Raw genomic sequence first — 19,951 nt, forward strand, 5'->3', positions numbered from 1 at the left:
GGGCGGCTGTTTTTTTTATATTTTCAGTGTACTCCGGTGCAGTATTGCTTTGAGCTTGGCAGCCATACTATGATGGCATCATACAGACAAAGGAAGTCAATTTCGACGAAAAGTTGGGGATCGGCATGGAATTCAGATACGAGTTTGAAAAAGACCTTCCCATTATGTTCCAGGAATGGACTCCAAGCACGATGGTCGAGACCTTTCATTGGCACACGCCGCTTGAGATCGGTTACTGTCATACGGGTAAAGGCTGGTTTTATTTCGGCGAGAAAAAATTCCGCGTCATGCCCGGCGATGTATTCGTCGTCAATAATATGGAGCGGCATATCGCCCAGTCCGATGGGGACGACCCCAGCCATTTTTCCTTTATGTATTTCGATCCCGAATTCATTGAACAGGGCGAGAAGGAGCTGCTCCTTCCTTTCGTATACAATCCGACTCAGTTCCATAACCACATTCCGGCCCATACACCTGCAGCCAAAGAAATCGGCGGCTTACTCCTCTCGATGGAAAGGGAGTACCGCGAGCGGAGAACCGGCTACAAAAATATGCTCCGCGGCGGCTTGCTCCAAATCTGTACGCTGCTGCTGAGGCACTATGGCAGCGACACGCCCAAGAGCGAGATTAACCGGGTCGTTAACCTGTATCATAAACTGAATCCCGCATTATCCTTCATGAAGGAGAACTTCCGTGATCCCATAGAGCTGGAGGATGTCGCGCGCGTGCTTATGCTCAGTCCGTCGCGGACGCGCCACCTATTCAAGGAAATGCTGGGCGAGGGCTTCAAGGAATACCTGACCCAGCTGCGCATCAATGAAGCCAAGCGGCTGTTGATCACCTCGGACATGCAGGTGATGACGATTTGTCTGCATTGCGGGTTTCAGAGCCTGACTCCGTTCTACCGGGCTTTCAGACAGATAGTCGGCATGACCCCGCAGGAGTACCGGGCTGAGGCGTCTGTGCTTGCCCTGACCAGAGAGAGAGCAATGGCGCTTTCCGCTGAATCCGATAAATGATGAACCCTTCTAAAGTTCCTGCAGGGAGGGTTATTTTTTTGAGGGATTCAAAACGGCAGGTCAAACATACAGCGGATATGAAATCCAGCCGTTTTTGACAAGGGAAGTGTGCTTATTAGCAAGACGGCCGATTAGCAGCGGTGGTATGATGGAAATGCAAAATGAAAGCGCTTTAATTAAAGATATGCAGGTGGCAAGCGGAGTAAAAGAAGGAAGCAGCACACTCTTTAAAAAGGGGTTGAGGTTCATGGTGAGGAAAACAAACATTCATCTATTGATCGTATGTTTACTGGTGCTGGGCCTGCTGGCAGGCTGTACGAAGGACTCCAATGGAAGCGGCTCGGGAGGGAAGACGGAAATCGTATTCTGGCAGCCCGACCTGGCGAACTGGCAGCCGCTGTACGAGAAGCTGGTCAAGAAATTTGAGGAGAGCCATCCGGATATCCGGATCAAGATGGCCAATATTCCGGAGGAAGGCTATTTTGAGAAGCTGAACACGGCGTTCGCCGCAGGCAAGGGTCCCGATATGTGGGTAGGCTGGTACCCCGGCAATGAATTCGACCGGGGCTACATTCAGCCTATCGACGAATTCATCGAAGCGAGCGGGTGGGATATGAACCAATATTTTCAGCCGATAACGGATCTTAGACTGAAGGGTGCGGACGGCCATTATTACGGACTGCCCCGCGACTATTCCAGCTCTGTTGTCCTGTACAACAAGGATCTGTTCGATGCGGCGCAGGTGCCTTATCCGACGGAGGATTGGACGGTTGATGATTTCCGCAGCATCGCGAAGTCTGTGACGAACGGGGAGAAGAAAGTGTTCGGCACCGATATCGCAACAGGCGACTCGCTGCTTACGGGTACGCCGCTCGTGTGGAATTACGGCGGCGATATGATCAGTGAAGACGGGCTTACGGTGAAGGGCGTGCTGGATTCGCCGGAAACGATGAAGGCCTACGAGCTCGGCCAGCAGCTGATGAAGGATGGGAGCGTGCTTCCGTCGTCCATCTCGGAGACGATGACCGGCGACAACGGCGCGTTCGGCTCGGGTACGGTGGGCATGACAATGGGGACGCTGTGGGGCTATAACTCGCTGAAGGATGTCACGTTCAAATGGGGAGCCGTATCGTTTCCGAAAGTGCCGGGCGGAGAGGATTACGCCTGGGCCGACATCGTCAGCTGGTTTATGAATGCCAAATCGAAGCATAAGGAAGCGACATGGGAATTCATGAAGTTCATGTCGAGCACGGAGATCGGCCAGGATGTGGCGGAGGAGCTGACATGGGGGCCGCCGATTCCGAAGATCTGGGAGGATCAGAAGCTGCTCGACAACGAGGCGCTGAAGGTGTTCTATGATCAGGGAGCGAAGCCGACGAAGAAACCGGTCTATGTCCGCAATAACGCCTACGATGATATTACTTCAGACATGACCCAGACCTATACGGATATCGTGAATCCGCTGAAGGGCGTCGGGATGAAATCGCCGGGCGACGTGCTTCCGCAAGCAGCCGAAGAGATGCAGAAAAAGCTGGATGAAGCCCAAACAGTCAAGTAACGAATCGGAGGTGGACATATCATGGTGAAGCTATCCAAAAGCGCCCGGCGGGAAGAAAGGCTCGGCTACTTGTTTATATCTCCCTGGATCCTCGGGTTTCTGGCGTTCGCCGCCTTCCCGATCCTCGCGTCCCTGGCGCTGAGCTTCATGCACTGGGATATCTACGCCAGCCCTTCCTGGATAGGGCTGGACAACTTCAACCGCCTGTTCCGCGATCCGCTGTTTTACAAATCGATGAAGGTTACGCTCACCTACAGCGCGATGGCCATTCCGCTCGGTCTTGTGATCGGCCTGCTGCTGTCGCTGATGCTGAATCTTAAAGTAAAGGGCATCAATTTCTTCCGGACGTTGTTCTACCTGCCTTCGGTGCTTACCGGCGTGGCCGTCTCCATGCTGTGGCTGTGGATCTTCAATGCCGATTACGGGCTGCTGAATTATATGCTGTCCTGGGTCGGCATCGAAGGACCCCAGTGGCTCAAGGATCCAAGCTGGATACTCACGAGCTACGTCATCATGAGCCTGTGGGGGGTTGGAGGGAACGCCATCCTGTTTCTGGGCGGCCTCCAGAACATTCCGGAGCAGCTGTACGAAGCCGCCAAAATTGACGGCGCCGGTATGTACCGGCGGTTCTGGCGGATCACGATCCCGCTGCTGACGCCGACGCTCTTTTTCCTCCTGCTCATGGGCATCATCGGTTCCTTCCAGGTCTTCACGCAGGCGTATATCATCAACGGCCGGGGCGGAGGCGGTCCTGACAATGCAGGCTTGTTCTATATGCTTTATCTGTACCAGAAGGCCTTCAAATCATTCGATATGGGCTATGCTTCGGCCATGGCATGGATTGGCGGCCTCCTGTCGCTGGTGCTTGCGCTGATTGTATATGCCACGCAAAACAGGTGGGTCTATTATGAGGCGGATGAGACGCAGGGAAGGAAGGCGGTGGTGAAATGACGAATGTGAATGTGTCGGCGAGAAAGCCTTTTGGCAAAATTGCCGCTTACTGCTTCCTTATCATCCTGTCGTTCGCCTGCATGGTTCCCTTCTTCTGGATGATATCGACATCGCTGAAGACCAAAGCGACCACGTTTCAATTTCCGCCGCAGTGGATTCCGGCAGACCCGCAGTGGGCGAACTATGTGAACGCATTTTCGTTCGCTCCGTTCGCTACCTACATCACGAATACGCTTACGATTGAGCTCTTCGTCATTATTGGCCAGGTCGTGTCCTGCACGCTGGTCGCATACGGCTTCTCCCGGTTCCGCTTCCGCGGACGCGAGGTGCTGTTCATGATCATGCTCGCTACTATGCTCATACCGGAGCAGGTGACGATGATCCCGACCTTCCTCATGTTCAGCAAGCTGAATTGGGTGGATACGTACCTGCCGCTGACGGTCCCGGCTTACTTCGCGAATCCGTTCTTCGTCTTCCTGATGCGGCAGTACCTGCTCACGATCCCGAAGGACCTCGACGAGGCGGCCAAGATCGACGGAGCGAATGAATTGCAAATTCTGTGGAAGGTGCTTGTCCCGGTCCTGCGTCCCTCGATGACCATCATTGTCGTATTTACATTCACGAATGTGTACAACGATTTCATGGGACCGCTCATTTATTTGAATTCGCCGGAGAAATTCACCTTGGCCGTCGGCCTTGCCAACTTCGTTTCCAGCAGAGGCTCCGAGTGGAACCTGCTCATGGCGGCTTCGACTGTCGTCGTCGTGCCGCTGCTGCTCATCTACTATTTTGCGCAGCGCAATCTGATCGGCGGAATTGCCAGCATGGGGATCAAGGGATAAAAACACAAGCAACATAACCGAGAGGAGAATGGAATCATCATGAATAAACAGATCCTGCCTGAAGATTATCCGGAACGCGTCTATGCGGGATGGCTGGGGAAAGTGATTGGCGTCCGTCATGGAGGCAATATCGAGCAGTGGACGTACGAACGGATCGCAAGAACATTCGGCGAAATCACGGGCTATCTTCATACGTTTAAAAATTTCGCGGCGGATGACGATACGAACGGACCCATGTTCTTTCTCCGCGCGCTGGAGGATTACACGCATACAAGCGAGATTACAGCCGAGCAGATGGGGCTGACATGGCTTAATTATGCGCCCGATGGCCACGGCTTCTATTGGTGGGGCGGCTATGGCAAATCGACCGAGCATACCGCCTATCAGAACCTCAAAAACGGGATCATGGCGCCGCGCTCGGGATCGATCGAGCAGAATGGGGCTGCGGTGGCGGAGCAGATCGGCGGGCAGATCTTCATTGATGTATGGGGAATGATCGCACCGGGCAACCCGAGACTTGCGGCAGAGTATGCGGAGAAAATCGCCAGCGTGTCGCATGACGGCAACGGGAAGTATGGCGGCATGTTTATCGCGGCCTGCATCGCAGCCGCATTCGACCGCCAGGATATGCAAGAGATTCTGGAAGCGGGGCTCTCCGTGATCCCGGAGGATTGCGATTTCGCACGAATGACCCGCACGGTTATCGAATATCATGGGGGTCAACCGGAGGATTGGAGGGAGGCCTTCCTGTTCGTGCGGGAGAAGTTCGGCTACCATCTGTATCCGGGCGAATGCCATATCATCCCGAACGCGGCGGTCATTGTGCTGTCGCTGCTGTACGGCGGAGGAGACTTCTCCCGCTCGATCAATATCTGCAACATGTGCGGCTGGGATACGGATTGCAATGTCGCAAATGTCGGTACCATCATGGGCGTGCGGAATGGCCTTGACGGCATTGATGATTCATGGCGGAGGCCGATCAACGATTTCCTGTGCTGCTCCAGCGTCATCGGAACGCTGAACATACTGGATATTCCCTGGTGCGCTTCCTATATCGCAAGCTTCGGTTATAAAATCGCGAACGCGGACATTCCGGCCAAATGGCGTCCGATCCTCACCGGCGAATCGCCGCGTTTTCACTTCGAATATCCGGGATCGACGCATGCATTCCGCACGGATGCAGATGCAAGCGGAGCGCATGTTACCGGCGTCGTCTCGAATACGCCGGAAGCGGCGGCAAGCGGGGGACGTTCCCTGAAGGTGTTGTTCGACCGGGTGAGCGGCGGGTATGGCTATCGTGTCTATCACCAGACCTACTACCGCCCCCATGATTTCAACGACAGCCGGTACGACCCGAGCTTCTCGCCGCTGCTCTACCCTGGCCAGACCATCGAAGCGCAAATCATGGTCCCTGAATTTGTGAACATCGGAGTGATTGCAAGACTATACGTCAAGGATGTCAATGCCGATGTGCGCCACTATGCCGACAGCATCGAGCTCGTGAAAGGCGATTGGACCACTCTGCGCTATGAGCTGCCTTCGATGGAAAATGTGTGCATCGGCGAAGCGGGCATCGAGTTCGTCCCTGCCGAAGGCTGGTCCGCGAATCTCGTAGCCTATGTGGATAACTTCCATTTCTCGGGCGTGCCTGATTACGCCATAGATTTTGGCTTCGAACGGATAGAGCGCTGGCACGGACTGCATCAGGAGGTCAGCCAATTTACTTATTTGCGCGGATTATGGACACTGGAGCAGGGCGAATTGTCCGGCAGCTACAGCGGCGAATCCGCAGAATGCTATACTGGCGATCTGAAGTGGCGGGACTATGCGTTTGAAGCGGTCGTTCGGCCCATATCCGGAAGTCACCACAGGGTGCTGGTGAGGGTGCAGGGCGGTATCCGTTCTTACGCCGCGGGTCTTGCCCCCGGCAATAAAGTGAGCTTTTACAAGAATGCTAACGGATGCATGGAGCTTGCTTCTGCCGACTTCGAATGGGAGCATGGCCGGGACTATACGATTGCCGTCGAAGCGAAGGGGAACCGGTTTACGGTAAGCGTGAACGGACAGCATGTACTTGAAGTGGAGGATGCGGGAGATAACGGCCTTCCTTATTGGACGGGGCAGGTGGGATTGTCCAATACGGCCGGCAGCCATACCCATTATAAGCGCTATCGCGTGTCAAGCCGCTGACGGGAAACCAGGGGCGCAGCCGCGCCAGAGGATGAGAATGCATAATTGTTCATTAAATCTGATTGGGGCGGATATATTTGGAGATGAGGCATGTCAGCATTGGTTATAGTGGATATCCGGACTATAAATTCAAAGCAGGAGGATAATTGATGACCCCAAAAATTCGCGTAGCCATTGTCGGTTTGGGATTTGGAGCCGAGTTTATTCCCATTTATCAAAATCACCCGCACGCAGAGATGTATGCGATCTGCCAGCGGTCGGAGGATAGCCTGCATCGGATCGGCGATCATTTTGGGATCCATGTAAGATACAGCAGCTTTGAGGAACTGCTTGAGGATCCGGATGTGGACGCCGTCCATATCAATACCCCGATTCCCTTTCATGCCCGGCAATCTGCCGCGGCACTGCTTGCCGGCAAGCATGTGGCCTGCACGGTGCCGATGGCCACTTCAGTGGAGGATTGCAGACGGATTGTCGAGGCGCAGAAAGCCTCCGGCAAGCACTACATGATGATGGAAACAGCCGTGTATACGCGCGAGTTTCTGTATGTGAAGGAGCTGCGCGACAGCGGGAAGCTGGGCAGGCTGCAGTTTCTGCGGGGCGCTCATCAGCAGGAGATGTCCGGATGGCCGGGTTATTGGGAAGGGCTGCCGCCCATGCATTACGCAACCCATGCGGTAAGTCCGCTTCTTGCTTTGGCCGGGAAAGAAGCGGACACGGTGGTATGCTACGGTTCGGGGCAAATTGCCGGGAACCTTGCGGCCAAGTACGGCTCGCCTTTTGCTGCCGAGTCCGCTCTCGTGCGTCTCCGCGATTCCAGCCTGGCGATGGAAGTGACCCGGTCCTTATTCGAAATTTCCCGTGAGTATATCGAGAGCTTTAATGTTTATGCGGACAAGATGAGCTTCGAGTGGCAGCAGCTGGAAAGGGATGAACCGTTGGTATTCCGCGGGGAGGACGGCGAGCGCGTGAAGATCCCGGATTATGCCCGTCTGCTTCCGGAGGGCATCCGTAAATATACGGCCGAGGGAGTCTACAATGCGGACGAGAATCAGCATCTTTCGTTCAAGCAGGGGAATGGCCATGGCGGATCCCATCCGCATTTGGCGCATGAGTTTATTATGAGCCTCGTAGAGGACCGTCCGCCGTTTCCGGATGTGTTCGCATCCGCGAACTGGACGTGTACGGGACTTGTTGCGCATGAATCCGCCATGCGGGGCGGAATCCCCCTCAAATTGCCTGATTTCCGCTAAACCAAAAACTGAAGGACGGAGGCATGCCCATCATGAAATCTTGCGAAGCTGCGCTTCATGCCGTTAGTACCCCGCATTCTATTGAAATCTTCCGGGCGGGCGGAACGCGGCCGGTTCTGGTGCAAAACGCTGCAGCCAACAGCCGCCCCTATATTCATCCGATCCTGTCGCCCGACGGGATTGGCGAGCTTACCGAAAATGCTCCCGCCCATCATCCGTGGCAGCATGGATTGTATACGGGGCTCAATAAGGTTAATGGCGTCGGTTTCTGGGAGGAGGGCTTGCGGAATGATCCGATGGATGGAACCTTTCACCCGAAGCCTCTCCTGCCTCCTGTAGTAAACGGGAGTAAAGCGGAATGGGCAGTGGAGACCGACTGGCGTTCGCCTGACGGTACTCCCCTCCTTGCCGAGGAACAGCGGTGGAACTTCTGTGACCGCGGGAACACCTATGAGCTGGACCTGGAATGGACGCTCAAGGCTCATACTGCCCTAACGTTCGGACGTTACGAATACGGCGGATTATTTATAAGAATGCCATACCGCGAGGCATTCGGCGGGAGCAGCATAAGCAGCGAGGGGCTCGCAAGGGAAGAGGCTGACGGCAAGCCGGCCCGCTGGATGGCTATCTCCATGCCGATAGAAGGCCGTGAATCGGCAGCCGGCATAGCGATAATGGACCATCCTGCTAATCCTGGCTATCCGGTTCCATGGCGCGTGGATGGCCAATTCGGGGCTGCCCCAAGCCTGTGCATAGCCGGAGATTGGCAGCTCGAAGCGGGCAGTTCGCAATTGTTCAGACATAGGGTTTTCATCTATACGGGTGAAATCGACGCGGCGCAAATAGAAGCGAATTGGAATGAATATCGTAATGGGAGGAACAATTGACGATGAGAAGCGCTGTTGTCGTGCATCCGAATTTTGATACCGTATGGCCGTTTGCTGCAAATCATTTGCACAGGATGTGGAGCAGACAAGGGGACACGCAGCTCATTCGGCTCCTGACTGGAAGTGAGGAAAAGCTCGGAGAGGTTGTCCCGAGTCCAGCCGAGATCACCCGACTGGCAGTGCTTGGTGTAGACATTACAAGAGATTGTCTGGGAGCATTCACATCGCTTAAGGAAGCGGCAATCTGTATCGATGGATACAATGAAGAGCTGGAGCCGGAAATTCGAGATGCTTGGGAGCAGGTCGGGGTTCAGATCTACAAGCATCCCTCGGAGGGCTTCTGGGGCCAATCCGTGTCGGAATTCGGCCTTGCTCTGACGCTTTGCGGCCTTCGGCGTATTCCACAGTCCCATCATGCCATCATTTCCAGCCTGGCGCCGTGGGATTATAATCCTCCGGGAAATATGGGGATGCCGGAAGCGAGGGGCCACCAATTTGGCGACGATCCGAACTTCACGAACGGCACCGTGTTCGGGAAGAAGGTACGGATTGTAGGAGCAGGCAATATCGCCAGCCGTTATGCCAGTTTTGTGAGCATGCTTGGAGCGGATGCAGCGGCATGGGATCCATTCGCGTCCGAACCGTCGTTCCACCGCGCGGGCGCCCGCAAAGTGTGGCATCTGGATGAGCTCGTCAAGGATGCGGATATCTTCGTGCCGATGGTGCCTTTGACCGCCAAGACACAGGGAATTATCAACGCCGATCATATTCATGCGCTTCCCAAGGGGTGTCTGGTAGTTCTGGCGACTAGAGCATTAATTTGCGACATGGCAGCGGTCAGGGAACGGGTATTGGCCGATGAGATCAGTCTTGCCGCCGACGTATTCGATATTGAACCGCTGCCGCTGCACGATCCTTTGCTCGGCAGGCACAACGTCGTTCACACTCCCCATAATGCAGGACGTACGATACACGCGAACGAGCAGTGGGCGGAGATGCTGATGGCGCAATTTCGTCCGGTGTATTCGATTATAACGAGCTAAGCATGTGAACAGAAGCCGCTGTGCAGGCGGAGTGTTCTTTCGATCGCTGTTGTTCCCGGATGTCCTGATTATAAGGTTTATGGTCAAAATCCGGGAACAAAGGCGAACACTAAACCCTTTTGCACAAGTATTCTGCCTGCCTCGCCACTTGTTCATTTCTATTGTGCGTTTTAGCTACAAACAAACGAAGAGGGGGGCAGATGTCCCCTTCTATTTTTTTGCGTAGTTTTTAGTTCGGCTTTATTTTACGATATCAATGGTGATAATTCGCTATCCTAAGGCGGCTGCTAAAAGGCAGCTGAACCGGATTTTTATTGATGGACAGCATCCATCAGGTACCAAGTGGAGACGGAAATTCGGCCTACGACTTACTTCAATCTGGAATAACCATGTGACTCTAACTGCTTATAAATGAATAAATCAACAAAACAGGTATAATATGTTACGATTAGAAGTATTCACAAAGGGAGGGATTGAAGTGAAAATAACGAAAAGCTTTGTCCTTGTGGTCGTGAATTTGATCGGTGACTTATGGTTGGGGACGATGAGAAAGCCGGAATTTTATGATAAACAGACCGCTGAGGTGCGTACCAGACTGGGTTATGCTGGATTTGTAACTGCGGCCGCGATCATGGCGGCAGGGGCGGTTACATGGTTATGTCTGAACATATATTGAGTAACCAGAGGGGAATCAGGAGGTGAAAAATGATAAATGAGTTTTCTTTGATCATGATCATTTTCCCCATTATTTTCATTCTGCTTGGCTTTGTTGGGTACATCGTTCTAAAAAATATATTCATTGCTCCAACACTGACGTTTGGGGTTTCTGTTGTGTTGACTTTTACCGTATATAATACGACATTCCTCATTTGGTTGATGATATACACATTGTTGTCTTTTGCTTCCAGCATGATTGCAAGGCAATTCTTCTATATGATCCAAAAATTTCAAAATATCCGATAAATAACGAAAAACCGGCTGTCGACGACTAAGGAGATGGGGTATTTGTCGATATTCATATACATAGGTATTATTTCATTATTCCTGGCGGGTATTTTAGTTGGAGCATGGACGGATGGAAACAGGCAGAGAGGAAACTATTATTCCCAGAATCCGGATCCCAAAGAACGGAGATTAAAAGCGAAATTATCTACATGGTTTTTTCTGATTTCGTTAATATCGTTTGCAATCGCAGCTATCTATTACTTTTGGATAAAAGGTTCCTAAACAAGTACTAGTCCGTTTTTCGAATTTGGGACGATCAAGCAAAAAGGGCGGCGGACCGCCCCTTTTTTTATTTCAAGCGATGCTCGGTCGATCCCCGCAGGATCAATTCGGAATCGACCTTGAACACGCATTTGGCCGCGAACTCATCGGCGTTCATCTGATCGATCAGCTTCTCGGCAATGATCGCACCCATCGCGTATTTGGGCTGGTTGACCGTAGTCAAAGTCGGCGTCAAATACTTGCTGATCCGGTTGTTGTCGACACCCACAACGGCCAGCTGCTCCGGGATGCGGATGCCGGTTTCCCGGCAGGCCTTGTATACGCCGAGCGCCATCTCGTCATTTGCCGCATATACGGCAGTGAAGGGGATATTTTTGGCAAAAAGCCTCATCATGGCTTCATATCCGCCGTTCTCATTGAAGTTGCCGTTCTCGACCAGCTCCGGACGGAACGGGATCTGATATTCCTTCAACCCCTTCAAGTACCCTTCAAGCCTCTCGAAGCTGTCCACCGCTTCGGCGTAGCCGCTCAGGAACACGATATTGCGGTGACCGAGTCCAACCAGATGATCGACGACCTCCTTCGAGAACTTTACGTTGTCCGTGTAGATGCAGGGCACCTTCGGATGCTCGATATGTCTGCCAATCACGGCGATTGCATACCCCTTGTCCGAGAAGCGGACGATCTCCTCATCCGCAGTGGCGGGAGTCGCCAGGATCATGCCATCCACGGTGCGGCTCATAAGCAGACCCAGATAATCCAGTTCCTTGTCAGGCTGATTCTCCACATCGCAGATAATGACCTTATAGCTGCGGGAATAGGCCATATTCTCTATGCCCTTGATGATCTCAGCAAAATAAGAAGCGTTAATATCCGGGACGATGACCCCGATTGTCATCGTTTTCTGTGACCGCAAATTCTTGGCCACCGCGTTCCGGTGATAGCCGAGGTCGGCGATCACCTTATTTACTTTGTCTTTGGTCTTCGCCTTGACGTAGGAATTGCCGTTCAATACACGGGATACCGTTGCAGGGGAGACGCCGGCCTTGTTCGCAACATCGATGATCTTGATATCCATAGCCATCCTCAACTTTGCTCTAAAAATTTGTTTGACAGAAGCTCGATATCAACACTATAATTCAAAATGAAATCGATTTCAATACTGAGACCGGACAAATCAATCCGCTTGTAACGAAAGTTTTTGTTGAAAGCGTATTCTATGAATGCGAGGCGGGAGATCGGCCCCATATCAGCGTTTTGTGCTCAGATAGGTTAAGGAAACCTGAAACCGAACGACGTCATTTCATTTAGGAAATCGATTTCATAAATTGATGTGGGAGTGATGCATTTTTACAGTTAGTCAGTCCGCTTTGTCCATTACTCATTCATTCCGGTACGGAGGTGCACGATGGTCGGATTTTTCAGAGAACTGGGGAAGAATCGGGTCATGTTCCTCATGATCGCGCCCGCGCTGTTGTTCTTTGCCCTGTTCAGCTACGTCCCCATGGTAGGCGTCTATTACGCTTTTACCAATTACAGTTTTGACGGCGGCTTGTTCGGAAGCCAGTTCGTCGGCTTCGACAACTTTCAGTTCTTGTTCAGCTCCGGACAATTGGCCACGCTTACAAGAAACACAATTTTGTACAATATCGTCTTCATTCTGCTTGGCAATACGCTTCAGCTGTTTTGCGCAATCTTCCTGGCGGAGCTGCCCGGCAAATGGTTCAAGAAATCTGCGCAGTCCGTCATGTTTCTTCCGTTTTTTATTTCTTTCGTTCTTATAGGCGCTTTCGTTCTGAACCTGTTCAGCTCGCAGACCGGAGTTATCCCGACGCTGCTTGCGCAGATGGGCTTTCCAAGATACGACTTCTACATGCATACCGCGCCGTGGAAATACATTATCGTGTTTTTTCATGTGTGGAAAGGCCTCGGATACGGCACGGTCATCTACCTGGCCGCGATTATGAGCATCAGCGACGAATATTACGAGGCAGCGAAGATCGATGGTGCGAACATTTTCCAGCGGATCCGGAGAATTACGATCCCGATGCTGGTACCGACATTCATTCTGCTGATTCTGCTCAGTCTGGGCGGCATCCTGAAGGGCCAGTTCGATCTGTTCTACCAGATCGTCGGCCAGAACGGCATGCTCTTCGAATCGACGGACATCATCGATACGTATGTGTACCGCTCTCTCGCCGTCAATTTCGATATCGGCATGGGGACAGCGGCAGGGTTGTACCAATCCTTGTTCGGACTCTTGCTCGTCCTTGGCGTGAACTACGTCATTCGCAGGACGCGCGAAGATTACGCTTTATTCTAGGAGGAGCCTACATCCGATGAAAATGGAAAGATCTACACTGGTATTCAACGTGGCTGGCTATTCGTTTCTGACGCTCCTGTCGGTAATGTGCCTGCTGCCCTTCCTGGTCATAATTACAGGCTCGCTCAGCTCGGAGACAGAGATCATCTCGGAGGGCTTCAAGCTCATTCCGGACCAATTCTCGCTGGACGCCTATCGGGCCATGTTCACGAACCCGATCCAGATCTACAAGGCGTACGAAGTAACGATCCTGATCACGCTGATCGGAACGGCACTGGGCCTGTTCATGACCTCCATGGCCGGCTATGTTCTATCCCGCAAGGAGTTCAAGTACCGCAACGGCCTGTCGTTCTTTATCTACTTCACGACCTTGTTCAGCGGCGGGCTGATTCCGTGGTATATCCTGATCGTCAATTATTTGAGCCTGAAGGACAACTATATGGCGCTCGTCATCCCTAGCCTGCTCAGTGCGTGGAATATCATTTTAATGAAAAATTTCATGAAATCGATTCCAGATTCGATTGTCGAATCAGCCAAGATCGACGGCGCCGGCGACTTCAAGATTTACCTGAAGCTGATCCTGCCGCTCTCCACACCGGGTCTGGCAACGATCGGGCTGTTCATGGCGCTGGCATACTGGAACGATTGGTTCACCGCTAATCTGTTCATCACCACGGAGAGCAAATTCCCGCTGCAGTTCCTGCTGTACAAGATACTGGCAAGTGCCTCGGTTCTCAAGACCAGCATCGCGGGGAATCTGTCTCCGAATTTCAAGCCGCCGACTGAGACGCTCAAGATGGCAGCTGCGGTTGTCGTCACAGGACCCATCATTCTGCTTTATCCGTTCCTGCAGCGCTACTTCGTCAAAGGTCTGACGATCGGCGCGGTCAAAGGTTAGAACCGGATTGCCGGCTAACATACATTCAAGCCAATCAAAAGGGGGATATTACATGTTCTTCAAACGCATGAAATGGGCGACGGCTGCCATTTCGCTGACATTGACAGCAGCTCTTCTCGCCGCGTGCAGCAACGGCGGCTCAAACAATGGCGGTTCGAACGCCGCCGCAAGCGAGCCGCCTGGCGGCAATGCTTCCACGACCAACGCCCAAAACCAGGACCCGGCCAAGCCGGATACATCGAAGAAGGTCGAACTCATATGGTATCTGCTTGGAGACGCTCATGCGGATACGCCGAAGGTTCTGGATGAATGGAACAAAATGCTGGAGAAGGATCTGAATACGACGGTCAAATTGAACTTTACCTCCTGGAACGAATGGCAGAGCAAATATAATCTGCTGCTCGCCTCTGGCGAGAAGGTGGATATGCTGTTTGCTTCAAGCTGGGCGGATTTCTACAAATATTCCAAACAAGGCGCATTTATGGATCTGACCGACCTGCTGCCAACCTATATGCCGCAAACCTGGGAGCAAGTGCCCAAGGAGGATTGGGACACGGCAACCGTAGGGGGCAAAATCTACGCCGTGCCGAACACGAATCCGGAGTATACGCCGAACGGTCTCGTCTACCGTGAAGACTGGCGGGAAGAGCTGAACCTGCCGGAGATTACGGATCTGGATTCGATTGAAGCTTATCTGGACGGTGTGAAGGCGAACAAGAAAGGCGTCACGCCGATCGGCGGCAAAGCCTGGAATGAAGTGTATACCCTGTTCCAGGACTACTATGACTTCAAGATTTACGGCGGCGAGAGCAGCGTCATTGCTTCCTCTTCCTATGACAAACCGCGGGATATCGTTGCCTATCCATTCACGACACAGTTCGAGGAATATGTCAAACGCATGAAAACCTGGGCTGATAAAGGCTTCTGGGCTTCCAACACCCTGTCTTCCCAGACGGAAGCAGGGGACTTGATCAAGGCAGGCACGGGAGCCGTCTATTGGCGGAACGCTCCGGGAGCCGGCGGATTTATTACGGACGTATCCAAAACAAATCCGGACTACAAGCTTGGCTACTTCCCGTTCACCAGATTCCACAATTATTCGATTCCGACGCTTCCGATGGCCAACGCCATGGCGATTCCGAAGAGCGCCCAGAACGCAGAGCGTTCGCTTATGGTGCTCGACAAGCTGCGCAATGATCCCACTTATTTCCGTCTGATGACATACGGCATCGAGGGCACGCATTATTCAATCGAGGCCGATGGCAAAACATTCGTCTCGCCTCCTGCGGGAGTAGCGGTGACCAAGGACTGGAAGAATTATGACATTACAAGCTGGGGCTGGCGCAACAAAGACAACATGCTGGCACAAAAAGGCGGCTGGGACGGCATGCAGGCGCTGAATGAGGAGTTCGAGGCGGAAAGCAAGCCTAACATCTTCGAGCCGATCACGATGGACTATGAACCGGTTAAGGCGCAGCAGGCAGCCGTAAACCAGGTGATCAAGCAATATGGCCAGCCGCTCATGATGGGTCTTGTGGCCGACCCGGTGAAGGCGCTTGAGACTTACCGCAGCAAGCTGAAAGCGGCAGGCGTGGATAAAATTCTGGAGTATGTGAAAGAGCAGGCAACCGCTTATTTCGACGAAAAGGGCATTCAATAAGAAAAAAGCTGAGGCTCCGCAAGAGTTCAGAAATCATAATCAGTCTAAACCTGTGTTTCCCAAGGTTTAGACTCTTTTTGGTCCAGAGCAAGAAACCCGAAGCTTTCGTCTGTCCTAGCTGCTGCCGTTTTCATTGACGGCAACCGGTTTTCCGCGTTTTTTGCGAATTACCGCAATGAGCAGCAGCAAGATAGGGTAGCAGATCGTAATAAACAACCCTATCTTCCCGAAGAATTCGACGAACTCATACATTTGAAGCACGCTTTGCGGCAGCATGGCAATCAGAAAGATAAAAGGCAGCAAGAAAAAAGCGAACATTTTATGATCCTGCAAATGAAACATTTGAGTTATCGATTTAATCGTAAGGTAAAAAATCGACAGCAGTGTCGTGAACACATTGGTCACCCATACCGCCAGAAACGCTGCATCCAGCCGTTCCAAAATGTTAGCTGGGAGTGCGGTTGTTTTCGCCAATTCCAATGTCGGCCACATCAATAATTTGATTTCCTCAGGTCCAAATACGGCCACAGCGGAAATGACAGTGAGTACAAAGAAAAAGCTCGGCATAAACCAGCCCCAAATCATAGATAAATAGGCTTTCTTTGGTTTTTTCATGAACGGGATGACCATCGTGATGATGAAGGAGCCTTGAAACAAGGCAGCAATCGTTAATATTCCGAAGAACAGCTCATGATGCTCATTTCCCCATACAGGCAGAAGGTTCAGGACGCGGGAGTTTTTCAGAGACAACATTACAATGATCCAGCCTGGCACCATAATGAAAGGCAGGTAAAAAAGATGGATGCTGGCGAACGTCACGATATCCGTTCTGGCGAATACGGCCGCAAGCAGCAGCATCGCAAGGACGGTCACTTCCAATGGAGTCCTTTTCAATATGGAGGTGATGACGACTTCCCCGAATTCCCGGGAGATGAGTGCCATTAATATGCTGAAGAAGGAGACAATGCCCAAACTGGCCACAAATGCAATACCTCTTCCAATAATATCTTCGCTGTACTGGATGATCGATTGGTCAGGAAAACGTATGCCGAGTACCGTAACAAGGAGCAGCCCGAATAATGCGACCAGTGTTCCGAGCAATGTGACAAGCGGAGCTCCCGTATCTGCTGCGCGAACAGCCAGAAGGGGAACTGCGAGAACGCCGACTCCAATCGTGGAACTAGTCACAATTGCGGCTACCTGAACCGCGGAGATTGGACGCATTTGATCTTCTCCTCTCTGAATAAGCGATGATATAGATAGGCTTCCATTTTTTTCATTCAATTATGTATCGCAATCCTTCCAAATTGAAGTTGTGACAGGCATTTCGTACAAATAATGATTGCGGTATGAATGGTGGAATGGGTTTCCCGGTCTTATAATGGAGTCATCTTTCAAAACAGGAGGGTGGCGGCTATGAGCTTATGGACATTCCTGGACGGGGCGTACAGCATGCCCGATAAACAAACGCTGGGACGCAGAATCAGCTGCAAGGTGGGATACTGGCTCGCAAACCGGCATCGCAATGCGGTCATCCACCGTACCTGCCTGATTAGCCCCGAAGCCAAAATAAACCCGCGTGAAGGCAGGCTCGAAATCGGTGAAGAGTCCACCATCGCCCTTGGCGTGCTGCTTCAAGGAAATGTAACCGTCGGCAAACGCAGCTCCATTCAGGCATATTCCAACATCGTCGGATACGGTCTGCCTGATGAGCAGCAGGGGAGGGTAGTCATTGGCGATGACGTCCGCATTGCTTCACATGCCATCATCATTGCCGGCAACCATCGCTTCGACGATCCCAACCGTCCGATCCGTGAGCAAGGACATGAGCTGCTGCCCATTACGATTGAAAATGATGTATGGATCGCGGGGCGGGTCAGCATAACCGCAGGAGTAACCATTGGCAGAGGCTCCGTCATTGGCGGAGGATCGGTCGTCACAAGAGATATTCCTCCCTACAGTATTGCGGTAGGGGTTCCGGCCAAAGTCGTCAAAAGCAGGAAATAAACAAATGATCAGCGCGGCTCGAAGTTAAAAATATAATAGGAGTTAAAAACATAATATGGGAAACTTTTTCATTCCTGCTGGCGTCTAAAAATGTATAGAAGGTTCTGAAAAATTCCAGTGAGGCAGGTGTGATTTCATGGGGAACGAAAGGATACGGCTGATTACAAGAGGCGACGATTGCGGAAGCAGCAAATCTGCAAATCGCGGAATATTGGAAGCATATAAGGAAGGGATTCTGAAAAATACATCAGTGATGGCGGTCTGCCCCGCGCTTGAGGATGCGGCGGAGCTTTTGGCTGGCGAACGGGAATTATGCTTCGGCCTGCATGCCGTGCTGAATGCGGAATGGGACCGGGTCCGGTGGGGTCCGGTGCTGTCACCCGAAGAGGTGCCGACCCTTGTTGCTGCAGACGGCACCTTCTTCCAGACGACAAGGGAGCTCTGCGATCACGGGCCGCAGCTTGAGGAAATGATGGCCGAGCTTCAGGCTCAGCTCAATAAAGTGAGGCGGGCAGGATTCAACGTCCGGTATGCGGATCTGCATATGGGTTTTGATTGGGTGAATGACGGTTTCCGGGAAGCCTTCGCGATGTGGTGCGATGCGGAAGGGCTGATTAACGATTTGGAGCTGCACCGCAGGCTGCCCAAGGTCGATTCCGTGCCTGGCGATCCCGTTGATCAGCTGATTGCCAAGCTCGCGGCGGCGGAGCCGGGGATCTATGTGCTGGTCGGTCATCCGGCGTATGACAATGAGGAGATGCGGACACTCGGACATTTTGGATACGATGGAGTGACTGTAGCGCGTGAGCGGGAATGGGAAAGGCGAATATTCACCGATCCGCGGGTTCTCTCATTCTGTCAGCTCAATGGTATCGTGCCGGCCCGGTATGATGAAGTGCATGTACCATGATCGGAATGATAAGCAGGCTTCTGTTGTGGTTCAGTGCATAACAAAAATGGAAGGGGAGCATCGTGCTTCGGCAGCTGCTCTATTCAATTCGATCGGCAGAGAGACCGCCGAAATTTCTGATTCCCGGGAGCGTGGTTGTTCCAATGAAAAGATTAACTTTATCGATAGTGTTCTTGTCATTTTGGTGTCTGACGCTTAGTTTTCCCGTACATGCCGGCCAAGCCGCAGCAGAAGATGGAATCATACATACTTTAATTAGAGGGGATAAGTCGATTGGGGGCAAGCTCATAGCCGGTCATATGTATGCGGATTCATTGGGTTTGCAGAACTGTTTGCCTTTTCTCGTCAATTCCAAGGGAGTTTCGTGGAACCCGGATTTGAAGACAGTATCTTATGACAGTGATATCAGGGATGGAGAGGAGCATCTGAAATTCCAGTTGGGAAAGAATTATTTTACGGATCATGGAGAAAAGGTCATGCTTGCTTCCGCAATCATTTCAATGAACGGGAAAATCTATATTCCTATCAAAGAGGTGGCCCAATATTATGGGTACAGCATGAAATGGGATAATCGGAGCATGACCCTGACAATCACCCCGGATATTAAATATGATGTACCGCCCGAAACAGGTGAGGTTCAGTTTGAGCATTTTACCGTGCTCCGCGAATTTGAAACCGATCTGAACCTGGATGGAGTGAAGGATGAAGCAAGGATGGTCACGAATTATTATGAGAACAATCCGGATTATTTCACAGCTCCTGTCTATTTCGAATATCGAACGAATGATCTCGATCCGTTTCACCGGATCGCTTTGGATGTTCCTCCCATCGATTTGACCAAAGATAATTTAAAGGTCCGGACTGGTGATCTGGATGGCGACAGCAGGATTGAAATCGCTTATTCCATTGACTATCCCCAGATGGAGCATACCGAAAGATGGCCTCATATTCTGCAGTATCGGGATGATAAGTTTGTCGACAGCAATCTCGCCAAAGAATATGACTTGCTCCTGGCGAATTGGGATATTACCCCTACAGACACAGGTGATACGCAATTAGCTTTATATGAAAAAAATGAGGTGTTCGACGACCACCCCGCCATTCATTATTATAGGCTTGGACAAAACGGTGAGCTTGAGCGAAATTAGTTCGCGGCAAGAGCAGGGGGTATGAAGGGGAAAGG

General features: G+C 51.9%; 19 protein-coding genes. 17 read left to right on the forward strand and 2 right to left on the reverse strand.

Annotated elements, in window-relative coordinates; all coding sequences use genetic code 11:
- Nucleotides 1-125 precede the first annotated feature (125 nt).
- The 11 genes from AC0YNV_RS05400 to AC0YNV_RS05450 all read left to right on the forward strand — a co-directional run bounded on the left by AC0YNV_RS05400 (nt 126) and on the right by AC0YNV_RS05450 (nt 10,970).
- Nucleotides 126-1,019 (forward strand): AraC family transcriptional regulator, encoded by an 894-nt coding sequence (locus AC0YNV_RS05400; protein ID WP_475766470.1) that lies wholly within the window; start codon nt 126-128, stop codon nt 1,017-1,019.
- 247 nt (nt 1,020-1,266) lie between these two features.
- Complete coding sequence (locus AC0YNV_RS05405; RefSeq protein ID WP_475766472.1) at nt 1,267-2,577, forward strand: ABC transporter substrate-binding protein; 1,311 nt, start codon at nt 1,267-1,269, stop codon at nt 2,575-2,577.
- A 21-nt stretch (nt 2,578-2,598) separates the two neighbouring features.
- Nucleotides 2,599-3,528: a carbohydrate ABC transporter permease gene (locus AC0YNV_RS05410; RefSeq protein ID WP_210045408.1), complete on the forward strand. Its 930-nt coding sequence runs from the start codon at nt 2,599-2,601 to the stop codon at nt 3,526-3,528.
- Nucleotides 3,525-4,370 (forward strand): carbohydrate ABC transporter permease, encoded by an 846-nt coding sequence (locus tag AC0YNV_RS05415; protein ID WP_210045407.1) that lies wholly within the window; start codon nt 3,525-3,527, stop codon nt 4,368-4,370. The genes AC0YNV_RS05410 and AC0YNV_RS05415 overlap by 4 nt, the downstream gene beginning before the upstream one ends.
- A gap of 39 nt (nt 4,371-4,409) precedes the next feature.
- Complete coding sequence (locus AC0YNV_RS05420) at nt 4,410-6,560, forward strand: ADP-ribosylglycohydrolase family protein (RefSeq protein ID WP_475766474.1); 2,151 nt, start codon at nt 4,410-4,412, stop codon at nt 6,558-6,560.
- 149 nt (nt 6,561-6,709) lie between these two features.
- On the forward strand, nt 6,710-7,813 hold the full coding sequence (locus tag AC0YNV_RS05425; RefSeq protein WP_475766476.1) for a Gfo/Idh/MocA family protein: 1,104 nt from the start codon (nt 6,710-6,712) through the stop codon (nt 7,811-7,813).
- Nucleotides 7,814-7,845: 32 nt separating this feature from the next.
- Nucleotides 7,846-8,700, forward strand: a complete 855-nt coding sequence (locus AC0YNV_RS05430; protein ID WP_475766478.1) for a DUF6807 domain-containing protein — start codon at nt 7,846-7,848, stop codon at nt 8,698-8,700.
- 2 nt (nt 8,701-8,702) lie between these two features.
- Nucleotides 8,703-9,743 carry an NAD(P)-dependent oxidoreductase gene (locus AC0YNV_RS05435; protein WP_475766480.1) on the forward strand — a complete coding sequence of 347 codons (1,041 nt, stop codon included), beginning with the start codon at nt 8,703-8,705 and terminating at the stop codon, nt 9,741-9,743.
- A 478-nt stretch (nt 9,744-10,221) separates the two neighbouring features.
- Nucleotides 10,222-10,419 (forward strand): hypothetical protein, encoded by a 198-nt coding sequence (locus AC0YNV_RS05440; protein ID WP_475766481.1) that lies wholly within the window; start codon nt 10,222-10,224, stop codon nt 10,417-10,419.
- Nucleotides 10,420-10,472: 53 nt separating this feature from the next.
- A complete protein-coding gene (locus AC0YNV_RS05445) occupies nt 10,473-10,706 on the forward strand; it encodes a DUF2651 family protein (RefSeq protein WP_475767305.1) in 234 nt (77 codons plus the stop codon).
- Nucleotides 10,707-10,739: 33 nt separating this feature from the next.
- Nucleotides 10,740-10,970 carry a DUF5316 family protein gene (locus tag AC0YNV_RS05450; protein ID WP_475766483.1) on the forward strand — a complete coding sequence of 77 codons (231 nt, stop codon included), beginning with the start codon at nt 10,740-10,742 and terminating at the stop codon, nt 10,968-10,970.
- Nucleotides 10,971-11,037: 67 nt separating this feature from the next.
- Here AC0YNV_RS05450 and AC0YNV_RS05455 read toward each other — a convergent pair whose 3' ends face one another.
- Nucleotides 11,038-12,048, reverse strand: a complete 1,011-nt coding sequence (locus AC0YNV_RS05455) for a LacI family DNA-binding transcriptional regulator (RefSeq protein ID WP_210045399.1) — start codon at nt 12,046-12,048, stop codon at nt 11,038-11,040.
- A gap of 330 nt (nt 12,049-12,378) precedes the next feature.
- On the opposite strand from AC0YNV_RS05455, the gene AC0YNV_RS05460 reads away from it, so the two are divergent.
- Genes AC0YNV_RS05460 through AC0YNV_RS05470 form a run of 3 tightly spaced genes read left to right on the forward strand, consistent with a single transcriptional unit; the run spans nt 12,379 to nt 15,851 of the window.
- Nucleotides 12,379-13,293, forward strand: coding sequence for an ABC transporter permease subunit (locus tag AC0YNV_RS05460; protein ID WP_210045398.1), 915 nt, complete (start codon nt 12,379-12,381; stop codon nt 13,291-13,293).
- A 16-nt stretch (nt 13,294-13,309) separates the two neighbouring features.
- Nucleotides 13,310-14,191 carry a carbohydrate ABC transporter permease gene (locus tag AC0YNV_RS05465; RefSeq protein ID WP_210045397.1) on the forward strand — a complete coding sequence of 294 codons (882 nt, stop codon included), beginning with the start codon at nt 13,310-13,312 and terminating at the stop codon, nt 14,189-14,191.
- Between the two features lie 52 nt (nt 14,192-14,243).
- Nucleotides 14,244-15,851, forward strand: a complete 1,608-nt coding sequence (locus AC0YNV_RS05470; protein ID WP_475766486.1) for an extracellular solute-binding protein — start codon at nt 14,244-14,246, stop codon at nt 15,849-15,851.
- A 114-nt stretch (nt 15,852-15,965) separates the two neighbouring features.
- Here AC0YNV_RS05470 and AC0YNV_RS05475 read toward each other — a convergent pair whose 3' ends face one another.
- Nucleotides 15,966-17,075: a GerAB/ArcD/ProY family transporter gene (locus AC0YNV_RS05475; protein ID WP_475766488.1), complete on the reverse strand. Its 1,110-nt coding sequence runs from the start codon at nt 17,073-17,075 to the stop codon at nt 15,966-15,968.
- A gap of 192 nt (nt 17,076-17,267) precedes the next feature.
- Here AC0YNV_RS05475 and AC0YNV_RS05480 point away from each other — a divergent pair, with 192 nt between their 5' ends.
- The 3 genes from AC0YNV_RS05480 to AC0YNV_RS05490 all read left to right on the forward strand — a co-directional run bounded on the left by AC0YNV_RS05480 (nt 17,268) and on the right by AC0YNV_RS05490 (nt 19,916).
- Nucleotides 17,268-17,858: an acyltransferase gene (locus tag AC0YNV_RS05480; protein WP_475766490.1), complete on the forward strand. Its 591-nt coding sequence runs from the start codon at nt 17,268-17,270 to the stop codon at nt 17,856-17,858.
- Nucleotides 17,859-17,994: 136 nt separating this feature from the next.
- Entirely contained in the window at nt 17,995-18,768 is a 774-nt protein-coding gene (locus AC0YNV_RS05485; RefSeq protein WP_475766492.1) for a ChbG/HpnK family deacetylase, read from the forward strand.
- A 143-nt stretch (nt 18,769-18,911) separates the two neighbouring features.
- Nucleotides 18,912-19,916 carry a stalk domain-containing protein gene (locus AC0YNV_RS05490; RefSeq protein WP_475766494.1) on the forward strand — a complete coding sequence of 335 codons (1,005 nt, stop codon included), beginning with the start codon at nt 18,912-18,914 and terminating at the stop codon, nt 19,914-19,916.
- Nucleotides 19,917-19,951 lie beyond the last annotated feature (35 nt).

This window comes from Paenibacillus sp. JT31N11, assembly GCF_056269285.1.